General features: G+C 52.3%; 21 protein-coding genes and 1 other RNA gene. 7 read left to right on the top strand and 15 right to left on the bottom strand.

Annotated features, from left to right (window positions below; translation table 11 throughout):
- Nucleotides 1–142: 142 nt before the first annotated feature.
- The 3 genes from KNP85_RS03410 to KNP85_RS03400 all read left to right on the top strand — a co-directional run bounded on the left by KNP85_RS03410 (nt 143) and on the right by KNP85_RS03400 (nt 2,337).
- Entirely contained in the window at nt 143–1,045 is a 903-nt protein-coding gene (locus KNP85_RS03410) for an SDR family oxidoreductase (RefSeq protein ID WP_214715906.1), read from the top strand.
- Nucleotides 1,046–1,167: 122 nt separating this feature from the next.
- Nucleotides 1,168–1,722 (top strand): YcxB family protein, encoded by a 555-nt coding sequence (locus KNP85_RS03405; RefSeq protein ID WP_214799110.1) that lies wholly within the window; start codon nt 1,168–1,170, stop codon nt 1,720–1,722.
- Nucleotides 1,723–1,779: 57 nt separating this feature from the next.
- Nucleotides 1,780–2,337 carry a YcxB family protein gene (locus KNP85_RS03400; protein WP_214801366.1) on the top strand — a complete coding sequence of 186 codons (558 nt, stop codon included), beginning with the start codon at nt 1,780–1,782 and terminating at the stop codon, nt 2,335–2,337.
- Nucleotides 2,338–2,352: 15 nt separating this feature from the next.
- Here KNP85_RS03400 and KNP85_RS03395 read toward each other — a convergent pair whose 3' ends face one another.
- The 6 genes from KNP85_RS03395 to secA2 all read right to left on the bottom strand — a co-directional run bounded on the left by KNP85_RS03395 (nt 2,353) and on the right by secA2 (nt 12,076).
- On the bottom strand, nt 2,353–3,270 hold the full coding sequence (locus tag KNP85_RS03395; RefSeq protein WP_021065479.1) for a proline dehydrogenase family protein: 918 nt from the start codon (nt 3,268–3,270) through the stop codon (nt 2,353–2,355).
- Between the two features lie 157 nt (nt 3,271–3,427).
- Nucleotides 3,428–4,099: a PAQR family membrane homeostasis protein TrhA gene (gene trhA / locus KNP85_RS03390; RefSeq protein ID WP_029595081.1), complete on the bottom strand. Its 672-nt coding sequence runs from the start codon at nt 4,097–4,099 to the stop codon at nt 3,428–3,430.
- 95 nt (nt 4,100–4,194) lie between these two features.
- Nucleotides 4,195–5,637 carry a carbon starvation CstA family protein gene (locus KNP85_RS03385; RefSeq protein ID WP_021065477.1) on the bottom strand — a complete coding sequence of 481 codons (1,443 nt, stop codon included), beginning with the start codon at nt 5,635–5,637 and terminating at the stop codon, nt 4,195–4,197.
- A 209-nt stretch (nt 5,638–5,846) separates the two neighbouring features.
- Nucleotides 5,847–8,591 (bottom strand): bifunctional 2',3'-cyclic-nucleotide 2'-phosphodiesterase/3'-nucleotidase, encoded by a 2,745-nt coding sequence (locus tag KNP85_RS03380; RefSeq protein WP_214801364.1) that lies wholly within the window; start codon nt 8,589–8,591, stop codon nt 5,847–5,849.
- 292 nt (nt 8,592–8,883) lie between these two features.
- Entirely contained in the window at nt 8,884–9,705 is an 822-nt protein-coding gene (locus KNP85_RS03375; protein WP_214801361.1) for an SLAP domain-containing protein, read from the bottom strand.
- Between the two features lies 1 nt (nt 9,706).
- Nucleotides 9,707–12,076: an accessory Sec system translocase SecA2 gene (gene secA2, locus KNP85_RS03370; RefSeq protein ID WP_214801358.1), complete on the bottom strand. Its 2,370-nt coding sequence runs from the start codon at nt 12,074–12,076 to the stop codon at nt 9,707–9,709.
- A gap of 236 nt (nt 12,077–12,312) precedes the next feature.
- On the opposite strand from secA2, the gene KNP85_RS03365 reads away from it, so the two are divergent.
- Both KNP85_RS03365 and KNP85_RS03360 read left to right on the top strand, forming a co-directional pair.
- Nucleotides 12,313–13,608: a Y-family DNA polymerase gene (locus KNP85_RS03365; RefSeq protein ID WP_214801355.1), complete on the top strand. Its 1,296-nt coding sequence runs from the start codon at nt 12,313–12,315 to the stop codon at nt 13,606–13,608.
- Entirely contained in the window at nt 13,605–13,934 is a 330-nt protein-coding gene (locus tag KNP85_RS03360; protein WP_214801352.1) for a YolD-like family protein, read from the top strand. Before KNP85_RS03365 ends, KNP85_RS03360 begins: the two co-directional genes overlap by 4 nt.
- Here the strand turns inward: KNP85_RS03360 and KNP85_RS03355 are convergent.
- Entirely contained in the window at nt 13,931–15,487 is a 1,557-nt protein-coding gene (locus KNP85_RS03355) for a SulP family inorganic anion transporter (RefSeq protein WP_214801349.1), read from the bottom strand. The two genes, KNP85_RS03360 and KNP85_RS03355, sit on opposite strands and share 4 nt — an antisense overlap.
- A 158-nt stretch (nt 15,488–15,645) precedes the next feature.
- A complete protein-coding gene (locus KNP85_RS03350; RefSeq protein WP_251136197.1) occupies nt 15,646–16,737 on the bottom strand; it encodes a hypothetical protein in 1,092 nt (363 codons plus the stop codon).
- 214 nt (nt 16,738–16,951) lie between these two features.
- Between KNP85_RS03350 and KNP85_RS03345 the strand changes: the two genes are divergently transcribed.
- Nucleotides 16,952–17,542 carry a YcxB family protein gene (locus tag KNP85_RS03345; RefSeq protein ID WP_214801347.1) on the top strand — a complete coding sequence of 197 codons (591 nt, stop codon included), beginning with the start codon at nt 16,952–16,954 and terminating at the stop codon, nt 17,540–17,542.
- An 82-nt stretch (nt 17,543–17,624) separates the two neighbouring features.
- Here KNP85_RS03345 and KNP85_RS03340 read toward each other — a convergent pair whose 3' ends face one another.
- Nucleotides 17,625–19,037: an NAD(P)H-binding protein gene (locus tag KNP85_RS03340; RefSeq protein ID WP_214801345.1), complete on the bottom strand. Its 1,413-nt coding sequence runs from the start codon at nt 19,035–19,037 to the stop codon at nt 17,625–17,627.
- A 139-nt stretch (nt 19,038–19,176) separates the two neighbouring features.
- Here KNP85_RS03340 and KNP85_RS03335 point away from each other — a divergent pair, with 139 nt between their 5' ends.
- Nucleotides 19,177–19,368 carry a hypothetical protein gene (locus KNP85_RS03335; RefSeq protein WP_131485055.1) on the top strand — a complete coding sequence of 64 codons (192 nt, stop codon included), beginning with the start codon at nt 19,177–19,179 and terminating at the stop codon, nt 19,366–19,368.
- 47 nt (nt 19,369–19,415) lie between these two features.
- Here the strand turns inward: KNP85_RS03335 and KNP85_RS03330 are convergent, their stop codons facing one another.
- The 6 genes from KNP85_RS03330 to smpB all read right to left on the bottom strand — a co-directional run bounded on the left by KNP85_RS03330 (nt 19,416) and on the right by smpB (nt 23,212).
- A complete protein-coding gene (locus KNP85_RS03330; protein ID WP_214801342.1) occupies nt 19,416–20,063 on the bottom strand; it encodes a hypothetical protein in 648 nt (215 codons plus the stop codon).
- Nucleotides 20,064–20,227: 164 nt separating this feature from the next.
- Nucleotides 20,228–21,187 carry an HNH endonuclease signature motif containing protein gene (locus KNP85_RS03325; protein ID WP_214801340.1) on the bottom strand — a complete coding sequence of 320 codons (960 nt, stop codon included), beginning with the start codon at nt 21,185–21,187 and terminating at the stop codon, nt 20,228–20,230.
- A gap of 71 nt (nt 21,188–21,258) precedes the next feature.
- On the bottom strand, nt 21,259–21,867 hold the full coding sequence (locus KNP85_RS03320; protein ID WP_214801338.1) for a hypothetical protein: 609 nt from the start codon (nt 21,865–21,867) through the stop codon (nt 21,259–21,261).
- 187 nt (nt 21,868–22,054) lie between these two features.
- Nucleotides 22,055–22,210, bottom strand: a complete 156-nt coding sequence (locus KNP85_RS03315; RefSeq protein WP_214801335.1) for an alcohol dehydrogenase — start codon at nt 22,208–22,210, stop codon at nt 22,055–22,057.
- A 126-nt stretch (nt 22,211–22,336) separates the two neighbouring features.
- Nucleotides 22,337–22,692, bottom strand: a transfer-messenger RNA (tmRNA) gene (ssrA, locus tag KNP85_RS03310).
- A gap of 49 nt (nt 22,693–22,741) precedes the next feature.
- Nucleotides 22,742–23,212 (bottom strand): SsrA-binding protein SmpB, encoded by a 471-nt coding sequence (gene smpB, locus KNP85_RS03305; RefSeq protein ID WP_029595066.1) that lies wholly within the window; start codon nt 23,210–23,212, stop codon nt 22,742–22,744.
- Nucleotides 23,213–23,246: the final 34 nt, after the last annotated feature.

Here is a 23,246-nt window from a genome sequence, read left to right as displayed (position 1 = left end):
TTACTCTTCTATCATAAATGAATGACAATTCATCCGCAAGCGTTCATTTTTCAAATTCGTTCCAATTTCACTGAGGACGATTTATTTCTCGGTCACTGTGGTATAGACACAAAGAGTCAATTTTAGAAAGGGGAATGTATACATGAGTGATAATCGTTTAAACACAGTGGGGAACCGACATGATTTTGAATCGTTCAAGAAGGACGGCCAAGAGCAAGCCCATCAACCGGGGATCGACTCGAAGATGGAGCCGTTCCCGATCTATGAGCGTGAAGGCTATAAAGGAAGCGATAAACTAAAAGATAAAGTGGCCATCATCACAGGCGGCGACTCGGGAATCGGGAAATCGGTCGCCATCTTCTTCGCCCACGAAGGCGCGAACACGGTCATCGTCTATAAAGATCAAAACGAGCTCGAGGACGCCGAGGCGACGAAAGAGCGCATCGAGGAACTCGGCCAAGCCTGTCTGTTACTACAAGGGGACATCGGCGACTCGGCCTTCTGCCAAGACGTCGTCAAACAGACGCTTGAGACGTTCGGACATTTGGACATCCTCGTCAACAATGCCGCCGAGCAACATCCACAAGAGTCGCTCCTCGACATCTCGGACGACCAACTCGAGCGTACGTTCCGGACGAACATCTTCAGCATGTTCTATTTGACGAAAGCCGCCCTTCCATACTTGAACGAAGGCGCGAGCATCATCAATACGACGTCGATCACGGCGTATGAAGGTAACGACCAATTGATCGACTATGCGTCGACGAAAGGTGCGATCACAGCGTTCACGCGTTCGCTCGCCAAGAACTTGGCCGAGAAGAAAATTCGCGTCAACGGCGTCGCACCAGGTCCGATTTGGACGCCGCTCATCCCAGCGACGTTCCCGGCAGAAAAAGTCGCCTCGTTCGGTGACTCGGCCGAGATGAAACGTCCGGGCCAACCAGCGGAACTCGCCCCGGCTTACGTCTATCTCGCGAGCGACGACTCGACATACGTCAGCGGGCAGGTCATGCACGTCAACGGTGGGACGGTCATCAACGGATAATATTGTCGCAGGCCCAGTGTTCAGTCACTGGGCCTTTTGTATGGAAAATTCATCCATCCTATGTTAGCGTAATTTGCAGGCGTTAGCTTGTCATTTAGACGACAGAAAGGAGCCAATGATGGATGATTCATTATCGATTGACACAAGATGATTTTTTCACGTTACAAAAGAACTTCATCGAAAACTCGGTTCCCGATAAACGAAAATCTATACTTGTCACGCTTGTACTCATGTTACTGACCGCCTTTTACGGATTTGCCCTCGCGATTGTCTTTTTACCGCAAACGCTTTCCGCCCCTGTCATCATCGCACTCGCCGTCAGTGCCGCTGTGGTGCCGGCGCTACTCTTATTCCCGCTCTTCAAGAAAGTGTATTCCACGATGAGGTTGAGACAGTTGCGATCCATACTTCGACAGGACTCGAAATGGCCACGTGATGTCACGTTGTCGATCCATGAGGACGGGATTGAAGTCAATTCGCTCCACAATGCCGTCAACAAACGGGTTCAAGTCGCGTGGGAAGCGATTGAACGAGTGAACGAGGACGAGACCCATCACTATATATTTATTGAAGCGGCGGAAGCGATTATCGTCCCGAAGCAAAACCGGATGCTCGACGAGACGGAGCGAATTCGAATGAATGATCTGCTACAAAAACACTTAGGCATCACACTCTAAGCGACAAAGGTATTCAATCAGTACGTAATTATGACGAATCACAAAGGAGTGGATGCAATGGTCACCACGTATAAACTGACGATTGACGATTTTTTAGCTTTCCAAAACGACATGATTCACCATTCCGATCAATATAAACGAATTCGCAGCGCATGGTTGAGATATATGAACATCCCGCTTTTCGCTCTCGGTTATGCAGCCGCATTCTTCCTCGTACCGCGCCCCGAGTCGACGATTGCCTTTTTATTGATTACGGTCGGAATCGGGCTGCTGTTCGCGCTATTACTCAGACCGTTGCTAAAAGATTTGCATGCCCCGCTCGCCCTTTGGCAAATCCGTCGTGTCCTCAGCAAACAGGACACTTGGCCCAAAGTCGTCACGCTCCAGCTTTCTGACACCCACGTCGAGATGCAGGCCATTCGTGGCAACATCCATCGAACGACGCAAGTCCCATGGACATCCATTCTCAAAGTGAACGAGAACGAGACGCATCGCTTCCTCTATTACGAAGAAGATGAGGCGTTGATTATCCCGAAAATGAAAAATGGAGTCACTGAAGTCGAGCGGATCCTCGACAAACATATGAACACAGAAAAGCACACGAGTTCAAATTGAACTCGTGTGCTTGTTTCATTTCTTCACCATTCCTTTTAACACGAAGGCGACGTTCGCCGGACGTTCTGCAAGGCGGCGCATGAAGTAGCCATACCAGTCACGGCCGTATGGCACGTAGACGCGGACTTTATAGCCTTGGCGGACGAGCTCGAGTTGACGCTCGACCCGGATGCCATACAGCATTTGGAACTCGAACTGGTCGAGTGGGATATTGTTCAGTTTCACATGCTCGATGACCGCATCGATCATGTGGTCGTCATGTGTCGCGATAGAGGCGTAGTTCCCGTTCGCAAGATGGAGTTTGACGAGCTTCAAGTAGTTGTGGTCGACGTCTTCCTTTTCGGGGAATGCGACCGTCGCCGGCTCTTTGTATGCCCCTTTGACGATCCGGAGGTTCGGCTTGAGCGGTGCGAGATGATTGATGTCGTCTTCCGAGCGGTACAAGTACGATTGGATGACTGTCCCGAGCCCGTCGAAGTCAGCTTTCAACTTCTTGAACAAGTCGAGCGTCTTCTCACAGCGTGTCTCGTCTTCCATGTCGATAGCAACGAACACACCGACCGCTTGAGCCGTCGTCAAGATTTGACGCATGTTGTCTTCAATCAACTCGTCCGAGATGTCGAATCCGAGTGACGTCAGTTTGAGTGACATGTAGGCGTCGAGTTTCTCTTCTGCCATAATTTCAATCGCCCGGATAATTTCATCGCGGTTCTCGTTCGCTTCCGCGACCGTCGTGATGAACTCCCCTAAATGGTCGACCGTGACCGATAATCCTTTCGCGTTCAACTCGCGAATCGTCGGTACCGACGTCTTAAAATCTTCCCCCGCCACAAAGCGCGAAGCCCCGAACCGAAGCCCGTATTTTTTAGCCAAACTGTTGAGTGTTTTGTTTTGAGACATGTAGATAAATCCATCGCGCAACACTTTTTCCATCTGATTTTCCCCCTTACGTTTACACCCATCTATCTCTATGACGATGTCTGAAATTATTATGACATACAAACGTCAATTCGTCTGTAATTTTGTAATCGTTTTCAGGATTTCATTTCCCTCTATTCAGAAAAAACAGACGCCCCGAAGGACGTCCGTTTCACAGGCCCGTATTCGGTGCCACATAGAGCAAGATACTAAGGAAAACAAACACGCTTCCGGCTAGGACGAACAAGTGCCAAATCGCATGGTTGAACGGCAACTTCTGCCATACGTAGAAGATGATCCCGACCGAATAGGCGATCCCTCCGGCGAGGAGCAACATGAAGCCGTTATGACCGAGCGACTCGTACAGCGGGCGGATGGCGATGAGACAAATCCAGCCGAGGCCGAGATAGGTCACGTTCGACACCCACATGTATTTCCCCGTCGAGAACAACTTCCAGACAATACCTAGCACGGCGACGCCCCAAACGATCCCGAACAACGTCCAGCCGAGCGTCCCTTTGAGCGACACGAGCGCGAACGGCGTATAACTCCCCGCAATGAGTAAGTAAATCCCGGCATGGTCGAACACTTGGAGCACGCGCTTCGCCCGTGGATGTGGAATCGCATGCATGAGTGTCGAGAACAGATACAGTAAAATCATCGATGCCCCGAACACGCTCACCGCGATGACATTACCTGTGCTTCCCGTCTCGGTTGCCGTCATGACAAGCAGAACGAATGCGACGATGCTGAAGATGACGCCAAGCCCGTGGGTGATGGCGCTCGCAATCTCTTCTCCAAGCGTATCGGCATGGAGCATGTCTTTTAGCTTCTCTTGATCCATTCAGGTCCCACCTTTCAAATCTATTCCTCTAGTATGGTCATTTCCCGATTTCAACGCAAATAAAAACATGGGCCGAAGCGACCCATGTCTGTGAATTATGCGACTTCCTTCACCGGAACGTCACATTCCATATTTTGTGCTCGCATCGCTTTCGCGCGCATGTGGAACAAGACGAGCAACGTGATCGTCCCGATGGTGGCGATGACGTACGGGATGACCCCATCCATCTTGAAGCCGATCGGTGCCGTCAAAATGTAGAACCAGACGGCATACAACATGAACGTCCCTGGGATGAGCGCGATATAGTGGTTGCGCCCTTTGATGTACAAGTACATCGCCCCGACGAACAAGGCGATGACCGCCGTCGTCTGGTTGGCCCAGTTGAAGTATTGCCAGAGCATCTGGAAGTCCATGTTCGTGAGCGCGTATGAGATCACGAAGAGTGGAAGTGCGATCCAAAGGCGTGACGAGAATTTCTTCTGCGCGATGCTCATGTAGTCGGCAATAATCATCCGCGCGCTACGGAAAGCCGTGTCACCTGACGTGATTGGCAAGACGATGACGCCGAGGATGGCGAGTGTGCCGCCGATGCTGCCGAGCATGAGTGTCGCCACTTCTTGAACGACGAGTGCCGGTGTACCCGTTTGAATCAACCCGAGCAATTCGCCTGGCTCAAAGATGGCCATGGCTGCCGCGGCCCAAATCATGGCGATGACCGCTTCGACGATCATCATGCCATAGAAGATTTCACGGCCATTGCTTTCTTTCATCGTCGTCCGCGAGATGATTGGCGACTGCGTGGCGTGGAAACCAGACAACGCCCCACATGAGATGGTGAAGAAGAGGAGCGGCCAAATCGGCAAGCCATCCGGATGCATGTTCGTGAGTGTCATCTCTGGAATCTGGTAGCCTTGTGCGAACAGGCTGACAGCAATCCCGACGGCGCTGATCATGAGGAGCGCCCCGAAGAACGGATAGATGCGTCCGATGATTTTATCGACCGGAAGGAGCGTCGCCAAGATGTAATACGCGAACACGGCGAAGATGACGATCGTGAGCGTCGTCGCATTGCCGTCGAACAAGTTGTTGATCATATTACTCGGTGACGTGACGAATACTGTCCCGACCAAGAGTAACAGCAAAAGTGCGAACCCGTTGACGACGTGGCGGAGCGAGCGGCCGAGGAACTTCTCGGCGAGCTGCGGCAAGTGCGCCCCGTTGTTACGAAGCGAGATCATGCCCGTCAAATAGTCGTGTACCGCTCCCGCGAAAATCGACCCGAAGACGATCCAGAGGAACGCGACCGGTCCGTAGAGAGCCCCCATGATCGGTCCGAAAATCGGCCCGACACCGGCGATGTTCAACAGTTGAATCATCGAGTTCCGTTTTTTCCCCATCGGCACGTAATCGATGCCGTCCTGTGACGCATAGGCAGGCGTCGTCCGCTCTTCCTTGATGCCGAACGTCTTCTCGACATAGCTGCCGTACACTTTGTACCCGACGAATAAAATCGCCAAGGCAATAAAAAATGTAATCATGTGTGCTGTCCCCTTTTGTACATATGTAGCCAATCCCCGTCGGCCCCGAAAAAATGAATCCCGTTGTTTTACACGTATAATGTAAACGCTTACGTGACTGATTATACAGGAGTTCCCAAAATTTTGTAAGGGGTTTCGTTCACTTTTTTGACACTTTTTCGAACGCTAAAAAACGGCGCCCTCTTGGGACGCCGTCTCGGTTGAATCGCTTATTTCAAGGCGAACTTCGCTTGCTTCACCCCTGCGCCAGTATAGTCGCTCGCGATGACCGCGTAGCTTCCTTTGGCGAGACCTTTTTTGAATGTGAATGTATATGTTCCGGCCCAGCTCGCTTTCACTTTGGCGACTTGTTTGCCTTTCGCGTCTTTCAAGACGACGACGGCTCCCGGTGTCGTTTTCCCGATGATTGCTTTCGTGCCGGCTTTCACGCCTTTCGTGTTCTTCGGTGTCGCGATGGCCGCTTTCTTGAGCGTGAACGCCTTCGCTTTGACGACCGTTCCCGTCACATCTTTGGCGACAACTTCATAGTCGCCATAGATGAAGCCGGCCCGTTTCGTGAATTCGAACGATCCGTTCTTGTCAGCCGTCGCATACGCGATTGTCTTGCCGTCACGCTTGAGCGTCAACTTCGTCTCCGGTGTCGCTTTTCCTGAAATGACGTTCGTGTTGGCGTACGTCAACTTCGACGCGAGCGCCGGCGTACCGACGAAGCCGGCACCGACGACTTTCGTTTCTGTCACCGTCGCGCCATCGAGTTCAGAGACGATTGTGAGCGATTGACGGAGCTTGAGCGGTTTCGTCACGAGCGTGTACTTGCCGTCTTTGTCCGCTTTCGCTGTCGCGAGCACTTTGTCGCCATCTTTCAGCGTGACCGTCGCGTTCGGCGTCGTCGTGCCCGTCACCGCTTTCGCACCTGGCTTGATCGTGTTCACCGTGAGGGCGTGGTCGACCGCCGCTGTATCAAGGTCGATTGTATACGTGCGGAACAGGCGGTTTGCGTCATCTGCACGTGTCGTCTCGGTCGCTTCGATGCCTTCGTACAAGTCGACGTACTGTTTGCCGGCGTCGGCCGTCTCGAACTTCGCTGTCCGCTTCGCGTCGGCAACGATCTTCCAGTTGTCGTCCGCTTTGTATTCGAGTTTGCCAGAGACGATATAGTCCGAGATGACGTTCCGTGTCTCATACGCCGAACGATAGACGATGTTCTTGCCGCCACCGAGACCTGGGAACGATGTCGAGCCGGCGCGATAGTTGTTCGTCGCGATGAGGAACTCTTGGTCGAGTGTGATCGGCTTGCCATTGTACTTCACGTTTTTGACGCGGTTCGCATCTTTGTTTTCCTCAATCAGTTTCCCGCCTGCATCGAACTTGGCAGGACCCGTCACGTCGATTTCATACGTGAGACCGTCGAGGATATCGAAGTTGTAGCTGCGGAAATCCAAGTTGAGCAACTCATCGTTCGTGTCCGAGACTTGTTTGTACGCCCCGGCTGACATCTCGAGCCAGTCCATCACGTCCGCACCTGTCACTTTGACGACTTCGAGCGTGTTCGGGAAGACGTATAGGTCGGCCACGTTCTTCAATGCGATCGAGCCTTTTGGGATATTCGTGTAATAGCTGGCGTCCGTCAAGTTACGGTTACCCGCTTTGAATGGAGCACCCGCCGAGAGGAGCGGAAGCTCTTTATACGCCGCGAGCTCCGGGTTCGTCGCAAGTTCTCTCTCGACGTACCATTTTTGTGCGTTCGTCACGAACTGGACCGACGCGTCGTCACGAACGAGCGCGAAGTAGCTCTGGATGTCGTCTTGAATCTCACCGACCGGGCGGTTGATGTATTCAATCGTCGCCTTATGGTCCGCGTCGATGAGCGAGGCAATCGTCGGGTCGACCGGTGTGTCTGCCTTGACCGTGTCGAGTTTCGCGTTCGCGTCGAGCACGTTCCACTTGCCGTCGACGAGCTCGAGGTCGAGGTCGATGACACCGAGGTCTTTCCCTTGGTTGTTCGCCATGACGACCGGCTTGCCGTTGATCGTGCCTTTGTCCATGTCCACGTGCGGGAAATCTTTGAACATGCCGTTCGCGTCAGGGAAACGACCGTGCTGGTGACCGGTCATGACCATGTCGAGCCCTTCGATTTTCGTGAGCGTATAGCCGACGTTCTCTTCCCCGTCTGATTGTTCATCCGCGAGTGTCGCACTTTCCCCGATGCCTGAGTGCGCGAGCGCGACGACGACGTCTGCGCCTTGCTCTTTCAATTTGGCGACGGCCGCTTTTGCTGCCGGTACCATATCATCTGCCGTCACCTTGCCTTGGAGGTTCCCTGAGTCCCACGACATGATTTTCGGCGGCACGACCCCGAACACACCGACTTTAATCGTATGTGTCTCGCCGTCCCCGTCGACGACTTGGCGTTCGATGATTTGGACTTCTTGTCCGTCCTCGTTATATTTCGAGACGATTGGCTCACCCGACAAGTCCTTCACGTTCGAGTTGACGAAGCGAAGCTTGCCTTTCGACCCTTGCATCGCGTCATACAAGAACTGGAGCCCAAAGTTGAACTCGTGATTCCCGAGTGTGACCGCATCGAACTCGAGTGCCGACATCGCTTGATACATCGGATGTTCGAACGCACCTGGTGCTTTCTGATGCTGTTCGCGGACGTAATCCCCGAATGGCGTCCCTTGAAGCGTATCCCCGTTATCGAATAGGAACGTGTTCGGCTTTCCGGCGTCCGTGCGATGTTGCTGAATCAACGTCGCGACTTTCGTCAACCCAATCGTGTTATCGATTTTGTCCTGGAAGTAATCGTAGTTCGTAATGTTCGTATGTAGGTCGGTCGTCTCCAAGAAGCGCAGTTTGACGACGTCCTCGTCTTCCGCTGCCGCGTGTTGGAGCGGGATAAGTGTTGGGACGATGAGCGACGTAGCAATGGCCATCTTCGTAAATTTAGACATGATTTTTCTCCCCATTCATGTGGTGTGCATTGCGGACTAAATATACCATAGCCGGACTCTCAATTTAATGAATCTAACGCCCTATTTCCTTTAAAATTTGGTAAAGAAAGGTCTAGTCTCAGACGACTTTCCGAGAACATGGAAAAGGTCCGAATCAGTATGATGGAACCGAACAGACGACTTCGCTTCACGAGATTTTTTTGGTCGAACTTGTACAGAGGCTAGACTTCGCACAAGCAGTTCGTTAGACCTAAAAAACCATCCCCGACGCGTATCGGGGATGGTCATATCGTCACGAACGGATGCGAATCGAGATCGGTCCGTCGTTGTCGCCTTCCGGCCGCGGGAAGCGGACGTGGAGCGGATAGTCGTGTTTCGGCAAGATTGGCTCGGCGAGCACGGCATCGGCTCGGCCGACGACCTCGTCTCGCTGCATCAACTCGAGTGGGAGGCGCGGGATTTGGAGCGCCTGCTCGGAATAGCCGTTCCGGACGAGGAGTGAGGCGCCGATTTCCGTGTCGGTCACGTCGAGATGGACGAGCAACAAATCGAACTGGCCTTCGGCGACCGGACGGCTGAGGACGTTCATCCGCTTCAGGCGATGCCACGCCACGTCAGGGAACGCGTCCCGTTCGGCGTCGGAGATATCTTGGAGCGGTGCCGTCGGGTTCATTTGGAAGGCGAGTTGGAGCGACTCGGTGTCGAGGTCGTCGACATCGGTGAACAGTTCCTCCTCGAAGAAGTCGAGATAGACGGGCTTACTCGTCATCGCCTCGAACGACGGCAAGTCCATCCGACTGAGCATCTTCTGGCCGAGCGGTTCGCGGCGTTCGTTCAACAAGAGCACCGGGATCTCGTCGAGCGAGAACTCGGTCGCGACCGTGTTGCGGAACAAGGCGACCACGGACAGACCGCCCGGGTTCTTCGTCGCACTGAGCAGTTCAATCGACAACTGGTTGTCCGCGAGCGGCGGCAGCGTCGTCGCATGATAACGGAACACGTACTCATCTTCTTTCGAGATATCCATCCCTTCATCGAACACGAGGCGGAGCGCCCGCTCGTCGTCTTGGCGGATGATCGTCTCGACTTTCTTTCGTTTCAACAGTCCGAACATGTCACAGCCCCTCCTCTTCCCGTTGCGCAAAATATAGATCAAGCTGGCACAGTTGAATCGTCACGTCGCGGGCGATATCGAGATACGTCTCTTGGAAAATCTCGAGCCCTTCCTTGCCGAACTGACGACTCGGGTCTTCCTGGCCGTAGCTGCGGAGTCCGATGCCCTCTTTCAAGGCGTTCATCGTCGTCAAATGGTTCGTCCAGCGGATATCAAGGTGGCTGAGCAGTTGTTGCCGCGCGAAGGCGATGACTTCCGGGTAGCCCTCGATCCGTTGTTCTGCCGTCGTTACGATTCCGTCAATCCATGGTGCGAGTTCTCGTTTCAACTCTTCTTTGTCTCCGACCGTGTCGTCCCATGTCGGCGCCTGTTGCGTCAAATAGACATAGTCCTCGATGAGCGCCTCGGTCGCCCACTCTTCCGGGACGAGCTCAGCGTCGATATGACGGTCGAGCGTCTCGTTGAGCGCGAGGCGCATCATGGCGAGCACGTTGTTCAAGATGGCTGTCGCATTGGCATCGACCGCCTCATCGCGAATCGAGTAGATGATGCGGCGCTGTTCGTTCAAGACGTCGTCGAGTTTGAACATGTAGTCGCGAACCGATACGCCGACGCCTTCGATCGTCGTCTGGGCGTATTCGATGATGTCGCCTGCTTCCTTATGGCGAATCTCCCCGTGCTCGTCCGGCTTCAGTTTGTGCTCGACACGTTTCAACCGCTCGGCGGCATATCGTTTGACGAGGTCGTCCTCGAGTGAGACGAAGAAACGTGACATGCCTGGGTCGCCTTGGCGTCCCGACCGTCCGCGGAGCTGATTGTCGACGCGGAGCGACTCGTGTCGTTCCGTCCCGATGACATACAAGCCGCCGCGTTCGCGCGCCGTCTCGTCTAAGACGATGTCGGTCCCGCGTCCGGCCATGTTCGTCGCAATCGTCACGCGTCCGAGCCGTCCCGCCTCGGCGATAATCTCGGCTTCTTGGGCGACCGTCTTCGCATTCAACAGCTCATGCTTGATGCCCTGTCGCTCGAGCTGTTCGCTGACGGCCTCCGACTGGGCGATCGAGGTCGTCCCGATCAAAATCGGTTGTCCCGTCGCGTGGATGGCCGCGACCTCTTGGCCGACCGCCGCATATTTATGGGCGATCGTGTCAAAGACGCGGTCCGGCAAGTCTTCACGCAGACGTGGCCGGTTCGTCGGCACTTGGACGACGTCCATTTGATACGTCTTCATGAACTCTTCGCGTGACGTCTGGGCCGTCCCGGTCATGCCACCGAGGAGCGGATACATCCGGAAGTAGTGTTGAATCGTGATTTCAGCCGTCGTCTTGTTCTCTTCGGTGATGTCGAGCTGTTCTTTCGCCTCGAGCGCCTGATGGAGGCCTTCCGACAGGCTGCGTCCTTCCATGACCCGGCCCGTGAACAAATCGATCAACTCGATTTTGCCTTCTTGGACGATATAGTCGACGTCCCGCTCGAACAATACGTTCGCCCGGAGTGACTGCATCATGTAGTGATACAGGACGTGGTGCTCGGCGGAAAACAAGTTGTCGACCGAGAACAACGCTTCAATCTTCTCGATGCCCTTATCCGAGAACATGACGGCGCGCGCCTCGAGGTCGACCGTATAGTCATCTTCCGTCAATTGACCGAACACGGTTTGGGCGAGACGTTTCAAGCGGACGTGTGACTCATCCTTCTGGGCGATGATGAGCGGCGTCTTCGCCTCGTCAATCAAGACGCTGTCGACTTCATCGAGCAAGGCGAAATGGAACGGACGCTGCACGCGTTCTTGCGGCGAGCCGACCAAGTGGTCCCGAAGATAGTCGAACCCGAACTCGGTCCCGACCCCGTATGTAATGTCGGCCGCATACGCCGCCTGTTTGTCAGCAAGCTCCATCTCCGGGACGTTCAGTCCGACTGTGAGCCCGAGAAACGTATGGATCTTGCCGATCTGTTCGGCGTCACGCATCGCCAAATAGTCGTTTACCGTGATGACATGGACGCCTTTCCCTTCGAGCGCCTTGACGAACGCCGGGAGAGCCGCGACGAGCGTCTTCCCTTCCCCGGTCGGCATCTCGGCGATATTTCCTTCGAGCAGCGCGAGACCGCCGATGAGTTGGACGTCATAATGACGGAGCCCGATCGTCCGGACGGATGCCTCGCGGACGAGGGCGAACCCTTCCTCCGTGATGGCGCGGACGTCCGCACCGTCCGTGAGCCGCTGTTTCAGTTCGAGCGCGTACTGGCGAAGCGCCTCATCGTCTAAGGCGCGCATCGTTTCCTCGTACGCGTTGATGCGTTCGACTTGTTTCTTATAGGTTTTCAATCGTCGTGCCTGATCATTGGTCAATTGCTTCACAAAATCAATCACAGGATAGCCTCCATCGTCCGAAACCATATTTGTCTAGCTACCCTCTCATTATAACGGATTTTGTTTCCGCCTCGCTTTATTATTTCGGTAAATTCCAAAAAGATGGAATTTCATTCACCATCTATCCTTTTTTTGACTCTTTTCAAAATTTGTTTTCATTTTTCTATTTGAGACGGCGTGAGACCGTGATACGATGAGAAAAACAGAACGCTTGTTCGTAAAAAGGAGAGGTGGCTATGCGACGTCGGATATTTTGTATCGACAGCGTCTCGTTCTACGCCAGTTGCGAGTGCGCCGCCCGCAAGTTGAACCCGTACAAGACAAAGCTCGTCGTCTTATCGAACCTGCAGGACCACGGCGCCCTCGTCCTCGCCGCGACGCCACCGATGAAGCAGCTCGGCATCAAGACCGGCTCTAGACGGTTCCACATCGACCGGTTGCCGTGGCACGAACGACGGCACGTCATCTACGCCGAGGCCCGGATGAGTCATTATTTGAACGTGTCCGTCCAAATCGTCCACATCTTGCATCAGTTCGCACCGCCTGAGGCGATCCGCGTCTACTCGGTCGACGAGACGCTCGTCGACTTGACCGGGACGGAGCGGCTGTTCGGGAACGATGCGCACGTCGCCCGCCTCATCCGCTCGACCGTCTTCCGCTATACCGGCATCCCGGTCACGATCGGCATCGGGCCGAACAACGTCCTCGCCAAGCTCGTCCTCGACTTGCATGGGAAAAAGACGGGTGTCGCCAGCTGTTTCCTCCACGACGTCGAACGATTAATTCACCCGGCCCCGATCGGCAAGATGTGGGGCGTCGGGGCGAAGATGGAAGTCCATCTCCGGCGGCTCGGCATCGACACGATCGGCGACCTCGCCCGCTATCCGCTCGAGACGCTCCATGAGAAGTTCGGCGTCATCGGCGCCGAGCTGTGGCATCACGCCTGGGGCATCGACGAATCGCCGACGATCCTCCCGCCGAGCTCCCTGTTCGGGGCGAAACGGCAGCGGCCCCGGACGATCGGCCACGGCATCACGCTCATGAAAGACTATGCGACGTACGCGGCCATCCGGCTCGTCCTGCAGGCCATCGCCGTCGAGGTCGGGATGCGGACGCGACAGGCTGGTCTCGTCGGCGGCAGCGTCCATCTCGGCGTTCGCTACACCCGGACGAGCGAGCGGCGCGGGTTCAGCAAACAAAAAAAGCTCGCCCGCTTCACAGCGGACGAGCGCGAGTTCTTGCCGGTGTTGTTGACGCTTTTCCTCGACGCGTGGGACGAGACGGAGGCGGTCCGTTACGTCTCGGTCGCCCTCGGCAAGCTCGAGCCCCGGAGCGACCACGTTCAGCTGTCGTTCTTCGAGGACGAGTGGGCCCGGGCACGCCGGTTCGACTTCCTCGACCTCGTCGATAGCTTGAACGTCCGCTTCGGGCGCGGCACGATCCGCCCGGCGTCGAGTTTACTGAAAGATAGTCCGCTTCGGACGCGGCAACGCCTCATCGGCGGACATAAACAAGGAGGTGAATCGTCATGAGCCAGACCCGCTACAAAGACCGCGGTGAATTGAAATGGATCCCATTCCTCATGCCCGAGCACGTGGCGCTGCTAAAGAAATATTACGCCCACGTCCAAAAAATCGAGCTACCCGACTTGGATGAGCAGTTGCTCTATCTGTGGCAGACCGAACTCGAACGCGCCATCCGCGAAGGCGACCCCGTCGAGCTGACGCTGTTCGACAACGGCATGACCCATATGGTACGCGGCTACGTCCACGCCATCTATTACGCCGAACGCGAAGTCGAGCTGTTCGACACGGACGTGCGCCGCATCCCGTTCGGTCAGATTCTGTCTGTCCGTTAAGACGCGTCAATCGCTTCCTGCGTCGTCTCGAACGTGTCGACGTGGTCGAGGACGCCGTAATGTGCGAGCGTCTGGCGTACCGGTGCCGACAAGTGGGCGAAGACGACACGACGGTCGGCTGCTTTCAACTCCCGGACGACGCGGCGAATCTCTTCGACGGCCGTCACATCGATGACCGGACAGCGGTGGAAGTTGAAGATGAAGACGTCAGGCTCGTCATGGATATGATGCAACACGTGCTCGAACATCTCGATCGCGCCGAAAAAGAGCGGCCCCTCGACGCTGAAGACGACTTGGCCGTCGCGCGTCACGTACCGTTCCGTCTGTTCGCGGACGTCAATCGTATCGGCCATCCGTTTCGCGAACAAGGCGAGTGCACAGATGACCCCGACTTCGACGGCGACGACGAGGTCGACAAACACGGTCAGACCGAGCGTGATGAGCAGGACGAGCGACTCGGCCGAACGATGCTTGAGCATCTCGAAGACGTGGTGCCGCTCCGACATGTTCCAAGCGACGCGCATCAAGATCGGGGCGAGCGCGGCCAATGGGACGTAGCTCGCGAGCGGTGCCAACACGAGTACGGCGAGTAGTACCGTCAACCCGTGGATGACGCCGGCACGACGACTGACGGCCCCGGCTTGGATGTTCGTCGCCGTCCGGGCGATGGCACCGGTCGCCGGAATCCCGCCGAAGAACGGGACGACGACGTTGGCGAGCCCTTGCCCGAACAGTTCCTTGTCCGGGTTCATCTTCGTGCCGGCCATGCCGTCCGCGACCGCACCAGACAATAGCGACTCGAGCGCCCCGAGGAAGGCGATCGCGAACGCCGACGGAAGTAGCGTCGCAATCAAATCGAGGTCGATGGCGAGCCAGTTGAAGTCAGGCAGTCCGCTCGGGATACCGCCATAGGCACTGCCGATTGTCGCGACTTCTCCTGGGACGACGAGACTGACGAACGTCGGCACGAGCATCGCCATCAATAACAGCGGCAATTTCACGGGCAGTTTCGGTACGAGCCAGAGCGTCAAGAAACCGATGGCGGCAATGAAGACAGGCCATAAACTCGCTTCATGTAACGACGTCACGAGCTTCAGTAAATTCTCGTGGAAGTGCGGCGCCTTCTGAAACGAGATGCCGAACAGTTCATCGAGCTGGTCGACGAAGATGACGACGGCGATCCCGGCCGTGAAGCCGATGGTGACGGCCCGCGGCATGAAGCGGATCAGTCGTCCGACGCGGAGCACGCTCATAAGGAACAACAGGATCCCGGCGAAAAACGTCGTCACGAGCAACCCTTCGTAACCGTGCGCGAGCATGACGCCCGAGACGATCGGGATGAAGGCGCCGGTCGGTCCGGCGATTTGGAACGTCGAGCCCCCGAACAGGCTGACGAGGATGCCGGCGATGATGGCCGTGTACAGGCCGTACACCGGTCCGACGCCCGAGGCGATCGCGAACGCCATCGCGAGCGGGACGGCGACGACCCCGACGGTGATTCCGGCCGAGATGTCTTTGTGCCATCCTTGGCGTGATGTCATGAAGTTGTCCATTCTTGCATTCCTTCTTTCCATTAGGTCGAAAACGAGTTCAGTTTACGCCTGTCCCTTTCCTTTGTAAACGGCTCTGGCGAAACGTTAACATAATCGACAAAACAAAAAGACGCATCGCGATGGATGCGTCGAAGAGTGACCGGGGTACAAAAACAACTTCATATTTCAGTCAATCGAGAGGTGGCGAATTGTTTCAGTGCGTCACATAATACGAACAGCCGGGTTGTGATGGCTTCCTTGCTTCCATAACGAATCGTATCTTCCCGTGTCAATTCTTCTTGAAGTAACAGCTGATGGTGAAGGTAAGCCGTCTCGAGTAATTGGAGCAACTGTTCTCCTCTCACTTCTCGAACGATTGACGGATTCCCGTCACTGTAGCCTGCAAGAAACCCTTCTGCTATTCCTTTTAACTGTGCTTCACACAAATCAAATCGATGCCTCTGATAGCGTTCCGTTTGTGACAGGGCGACAAAAAAGGTCTCGTATAAGTTCATGAAATTACCAGCCATGCCTCGTGGTGCATACACGATCGGATAAGGATCAATCAAACAGACGCGATTGCCGTTCAATAAAATATTTTCGGGAGACGCATCTTGATTGACGAGACTCGGGATGCTGATTTGATCGTTGCGAAGTGCTGTGGCCGCGTTGAGCGTTTGTTCGACTACATCGTCTTTAAACTCGGGATACATGGTACATAACGTTTTGTAGTCTGCCAAGTGCTCGGCACTTTCTTCCCGGATAAACGTGTGAAGGTCCCCGTTCAAACTGCCATGTAATCTTTTCTCGTCCGTCCATATCAAATAACCTAACCCCTCGACATCGTGTCGGATTTGATCGCTTTTTCGATAAATCTCGCCAATCTGAGCCCCCACCTGCAAAGCTTGGTCTTTCGTCATGGCAGGTAAAGAAAGAGGGGCACCCCCGAATGCCTCTAACGTATACGTGAACTCAGCAGACACGTAGAACTCATAAAAATCTGGAGCAGCTCCTTGAACCGCGCGATTCACGGACTGATAATACAATTTCGTAGCGGCGTACTCTGCCATCAAGGCATCATGATCGAACGTAACAGGCTTTCCGTAAGCAACTTCTTTCGGAATTCGCAAAACCAGTTCGCGACCGTCTTTTGACACTTTCCAGGCGTCATGCCACGCACCTTCACCAAGAAAAATGGGTTCGGTAACACCAGCATGTCGGAACGCCTTGATTCGTTTTTCTTTGGTCCTTTGTTGAATCGTCATCGACATATTCAATCCTCCATTGTTCAATTCTATTTAGCGTATTACCTTGACTCGAACGACCAAAGTAACTTTATTGGAAATTACAGTAAATACTTTGTTATGGTTACTATAAAGTGAAACACATAAAAAGAAATAAGTCGTGATGGCAACAAATCCAATCACTGTGTGAATGGTATAAAAAAACATATACAGCGTTACTTAGAAAATGAGGGATGACACGATGAATACAAAGTATCAACTAACTTTCGAAGATTTTATGGCGTTACAGAAAGACTCTTTAAAGAGAAGCAAGCATCATAAAGCTAGATACAACATTACAACTGTCGCACTCGCCATGATGGTCTTCCTGTTCGGCTTTATCGTTCTTCATATCATATTGCCGATGTCTCTCTATTTTTATAATCTTTATCTGAATTCAGAGAACACATTTAAGCTTATTGTAGTGTGTTTAGCCATCATCCCCGTCATTTTAATGAGACCACTTATAGGAAAGTATTACGATTTCGTCACGCTTCGTAAACTTAAATCTGCTTATAAAAATGATAAGCGATGGCCGCGCGACGTGACGTTGCACCTTCACGAAACTGGGATTCACATAACTTCGTCTTATGTCAATGGGATTAAAAAAACCGATGTGGCATGGGAGTCCATTAAGGTTGTTGGCGAAGACGACCATCACTTCTTTTTATACTATGAAACGAACGAAGCCATCATTATCCCTAAAATAATTGCTGAACTGAATGAATCAGAGAACCGAAGACTTCATGATTTAATAAATCAACACTTGAACCGTCACGTAGTAAACGAATAGTGAGAGAAAAGCGGACGGTGTTCATTACGTACTAAAAGACAGAACAATAAGACGCAACCATCACACAATGGTTGCGTCTTATTTAATTCGTCGGTGCCTCGACGACTTGATCGCCCTCATCCGCATCTTCCCCAAGCAGACGAACGTGACGACCGAACAGCCACATGACGACGAGGTGTGCTTTCGCCTGCGTCTTCGTATAGAACCACCATGGCAGCGCCGGCACGAACTCATGGATGGCGACGAGCCCTTCGTCCGACTCCGGAAGCCGTCTGAACTCGAGTCGTCCCGTCTTGTCGTCCTCACTCAGTTTCGTGAACAGACCACCATCGATTTCATACGATGCCATATCATCCGTCGCCTCGTCCTCGAGCGACAGATGGAGCGCGACGAATGAAGGGCGGAGGAGCGCGATTTCCCAGTCATCGTCTTCTTTCGTCGTCTGGATGAGCGGATACGCGAGCCGGCCGAGCCACTCGAAGTACGTGTCGGCCATCCAAAGCGCCGATTTGTTCTCGGGCAGACCGAACCGTTGAATCGAGCGGACGGTATACTGTTGCGGTGCTTTTTTCTTCTTACCGCCACCTGACTTCTGTTTCTCTTCTTCCTCGAGCGCATGCTCGACCGCTTCCTTGAACGGAATCTCTCCTTGCTTGACGCCGGTCGTGTCTTTCGCGACCATGGCGTGGCCCATGCTCTCGACGAGCGGATAGACGGTGTCTTTCGGTTCACCCGTCACAGCCATGACCCAGAGGCGGGACAGCTTGATGGTCGGGAACGGGAAGTCAATCATGACGCGACGTTTGCCCATGACGTCAGCCGTATCTTCAATCATCTTGCGATACGTCATCACTTCCGGACCGCCGATATCGATATGATGGTCGTACAGCGCCTCGGCGCCGACGACCGAGATGAGCGCCTGGACGGCTTCACGCAAATCAATCGGATGCGTCTCCGTCTTCGTCCAATTCGGGAGAATCATGACCGGCAACCGTTTGACGAGCTTCGCGAGAATCGGGAACGACGAGCCCTCCGGACCGATGATGAGCCCGGCCCGAATCGTCGTCACCGGCACGCCTTGCCCACCGAGAATCCGTTCGACCTCGAGCCGGCTCTTCAAGTGACGGGACAACGTCTTCGACTCTTTCGGAATGATTCCGCTCAAATAGACAATCTGTTCGATGTCATTCGCTTTCGTCGCCCGGGCGAAGTTGTCGGCGATGAGCGCGTCCATGTCTTCGAACGTCGCTTGCGTCAATCCGCCGTCCGGAATCATCGAGTGGACGAGGAACATGGCGTAGTCTGCTCCCTCGCACGCCTCACGTGTCTGTTCATACGAGAACAAATCGCACGAACGCCACGTGATGTGGTCCTCGTCTTCCTTGTGTTTCGTCGAACGGGACAAAGCGATGATGTCGTATTCTTCTTTTAAATGGTCCATCACGTTCGAGCCAATGTAGCCGCTCGCGCCCGCGATGACGATGGTTTTTCGCATAGTGGTCACTCTCCCCTTTATTTACACATAAAGGTACTGTACCCGTCTTGGACTGAGATTAAATCAGTCTCACGCCCTACAGTATGTACTGGAAAATTTATGTAAGCTGAACTCAACTACAGGCGGAGGAGGAATGGCTATGGGGTTTTGGTATTTCTTGATGCTATTGATCGGTGGAGGGCTTGTGATACGCGGCCTATTTAGAAAGAACACAAACGGACTGATGCGGTTCGGCACACTCGTCATTGGAGGGCTGTTGATCGCACTCGGCTTGTTCATGTTCCAAGACGGCAGTGATGCGATTGTGGCGGATTTGTTTAACTTGTGGTGACCATGGATTGAACAAAAACACTTCCTGCGTGCAGAAAGTGTTTTTCATTAGAACAATAGAATTAACGGAATACCGTCATTAAGGATCTTCCCGTTTTTAGCGACATAGTCGACATGAACATCCGCATGGCGTAACATGTCGCTCTCTTGTAGCGCTGCCATCCAGGTGCGGACGAGTGCCTCATCCCCTGACTCCGGCATCCGAGGAATCGTCACCAAGATTGTCGGTACGACGTCGGCTGTTTTATAGGCGAGCGGGTTCGCCGCCGAAGCGTCGAGTTGTCGTAAGGCTACTTCATCGTAAAAAACATCGAACGTGACATCACGGCCAAACGCCGTCATGACCGAATCCTCGATGACATCCGTCACGTCATCTTCCCATTTCGATGCCAGGAACGTGTCGACGACTTCCCCTGTCGTCTCATCTGCATAGACAAAAAATTCGGTCCCTGTCACGGCATCAACTGCAGTCGCCGCATACTCGAACGGGAAATTGCCCATGTTGTCGAACGTGACCTCTGTCGTCAATTCGGCATTGTCGAAACGCTCCACTACATACGGCTCCGCGAGTTGAATGGCTTTTGCTTCTTCATCGGGATCGGACTGCATAGACTGATTGAACGCAAAAACGAGCCCACCCATCCCGACGACAAGCACCCCAATCGTAATTAATCCCCATTTCCAAAAGCGCTTCATACCAATACCTCCTCTAAACGTCTATGTACCACCAGAAGAAAGTGTCTCAGCTTCTTTCTATCAGTGTATCAGACAATTTATGGAAGGGTTTATTTTATTCACAGGTATAGTTTTAAAGGTAATGAGTTTCTAGTTTTCTGAGATCCTGATTTTTTGAATATCATCTATACTCTCGGTGCCCAATCGGCTTCAAACCCATTTTGGACCGCATACTCGTACAAGTGAATTAATTTTGTCTCTTTGTATGTCTCCATCTGCTCTGCTACTCGCAGTTCTTCATTTCGTTCCACGAGTGCATAAAGATAATCCACCTTCGCCATCCGATTATTCTTGCTCGTGTTGCAACTCGGGCATGCCAACACGAAGTTCCATAATACATCGTTCTGCATATACGACCATGGAATAAAGTGATCGACATGAATCTGTTTGAGCGGCTTCATACAATAAAAACAGATAGAATGACCGTGACTCAGCAAAATCTGCTTGAACTCGTCGAGCGATTGACGGGCTGAGACAAACTCGAGTTTGCTCAAAATTCGCTCCATTGCATCACGTGTATTGTATTTCTCTAAGAAGACAGCGAGTTGATAGTTCGTGACGTTCATCAATACCCGCTTATATTTCTCAAAGAAGACGATATAGCTCGGCACGAGTTTGACCCATTCCTCTTTCCGATTGAACGAATAAATGGTTCCATCGAACGAGGCATAAAACGAGCCGTACACGTATTTCTTATAGAACCGATTCACTTCCCGAATCAATTGTTGCTGCTGCTCATCTGGCAGACGGTCAAAGTTCCATGAAGACGGAATTTCATGCGTCGCTTGAAACGTGAGCATCGTTTTTTCGACCGAGCTCAATTTCTCAAGTTGATTCACTTGTCGCAATCCGTGTTTCACAATCAAATTCCAATACATCTTCGTCACGTGTCTTGAAATTTGCTCGAACGTCACTACACCGGAATCACTTAGTTCGGTCGTGCATTCGAGCAACGCCTTCATAAGCATATGCTTGTACGTCGTCGTATGTGTCGCATTCATTAAAAATTGTTGTGTATAGCGCCATAAGTCAGTTTCTGTTAAGTAGACGTCTTTTGCCTCAGCAACACTTAAATCCCACCCCAATGACCTCACCCCCACTCATTCGTTACATCATCGATTATAACGAATGAGGAACAAGAACGGATCAAGGTGAATCAAACAGGAGCCGAAAACTCTTTTTTGATTTGTTCTATATCGATATTTGTTTTTTCATGAATATAATGGACTAACGTATCATGCTGTTCCACAGTATTTAGCTTTTTAAATTTCTCAACATCGCCTTCAAAACCTTTGAAGTACTCGCTTTGATATTCAGGATTGTTAAAGAGCTTTAGATATTCCATATAATCTTTCACGGTCATCTGGCTCACGATTTGAGACAGGATTGCATCCCACTCTTTTATCCGACTCTCATGAATCTGTTTTTTGATGACGATGTCCTGCGCCTGCTCGAATTTGATTTGTTGAATGCATTGCTCCACTTCCATCTTATACTGGAACAGTTCATCTCGATTTTGAGTGTTTAATGCGGGAACAACCTCAGCTAAATAATATTGATATCTCTTCTTTCGAGGATGCATGATTTTGTCTTTTGGTTTTTTAGGATTTGATTCTTTATTCGTACGCTTACTAAGTCGTTCTTTTACACCGAGTGCACCAATTGCTCCAACAATTTCTTTTTTATGTTCAAGTGCAAACTTTCCTACTGCCGGACCATACTTCTTGACTCCATTTATAATTAATTCCGTAGACTTTTTTGACATGATGATTCCTCCTATGATGGTTATATATTCTCGTGACAATTTTTAAAATAGCTCATAGTTTATATTCAACAAAGTAATATTCAATCCTTTAACACTGTTCAAAAAACCAAATAATGGAATCGCTCATTCACAAAGAAAGGATTATTGAGCAAACACTCAATAATCCTTTTGCTATAATGTTTCCTGATTATTCCCCAGACTCTTTTTTGTCTTTTTGCTTCTGCAAATATGCTTCTCGAATCTGATTAAGCTTATCCTTTTTATTCGACACAGCTGGTTTTTTGCCGTCTTGATACTTGGCAGCAGCCACTTTACTTTTCGTATCTAACTGATATTTTCCCATTTGATTCACCTGCTTTCATTTCATTGTGATTGAGTTGCTCCATAAAAATCAAAAGACCTTCTAATCTCAATGAAATTAGAAGGTCTTCGTTAAAAATCATTGATTGCAGTCGTTATAGACTGCTTAAAATGGAGACGGCGGGAGTCGAACCCGCGTCCGAAGGCATCGTAACGCATGCTTCTACGTGTGTAGTTTATCTATTGAATCTCAATGTGACACTGCCGATAAACAGGCGTTGTCGCATCCAGTCTGATTCATCTCTTCTTCGCGCCCTCAGACGGCGAGGTTGAAGCGTAGCTTGCTTAGTTTGAGACCCTGATAATCATCCACACAAGCGATGGATGTCAGGATCCGCAGGGCACTTAGGCTGCTGCGAGTTGTGTGTTAGTTTTGCCAGTTATAGGCGTTTGCGTTTTAACGAGGCCGACCCCTCGACACGCCACATACGACCGACCTACCCCCGTCGAATCCATAACGTCCCCGAGGTGGTAATTGGTACTACAACAACTATACCACAATCAGGTCTCGCTGTCAGTATTTTTGCCGGTCCCGGAGTGCCCGGTCGACATCGCGCTTCGCATCTTTCTTCTTCAAGTCGTCGCGCTTGTCATACTTCTTCTTCCCGCGCCCGATGCCGAGGAGACATTTGGCGAAGCCGTTCTTCAGATACACTTTGAGCGGGATGATCGTATACCCGTCACGGCCTTGCGCGCCGATGAGCTGATTGATTTGCTTCTTATGCAACAATAGCTTTCGGACACGAAGCGGCTCATGGTTGAACCGGTTCCCTTGCTCGAACGGGCTGATATGACAGTTATGAAGTGTCGCCTCGCCACCGTCAAAGCGGACATACGCGTCGGCGATATTGATTTTTGACTGCCGCACCGATTTAATCTCGGTCCCCGTCAACACCATGCCGGCTTCAATCGTATCTTCAATCGCATAATCGAAGGACGCTTTTCGGTTTTGCGCGAGCGCGTTCGAATCTTTCTTCTTGGCCATAGACATTCAGTCCTTTACTTCAATATGGAGGAGG

This window comes from Exiguobacterium sp. s194 (assembly GCF_018618275.1).
GTDB classification, from domain to species: Bacteria; Bacillota; Bacilli; order Exiguobacteriales; family Exiguobacteriaceae; genus Exiguobacterium; species Exiguobacterium chiriqhucha.
The sequence above is the reverse complement of the archived record's forward strand: the minus strand, read 5'-3'. Positions and strand labels throughout refer to the sequence as shown.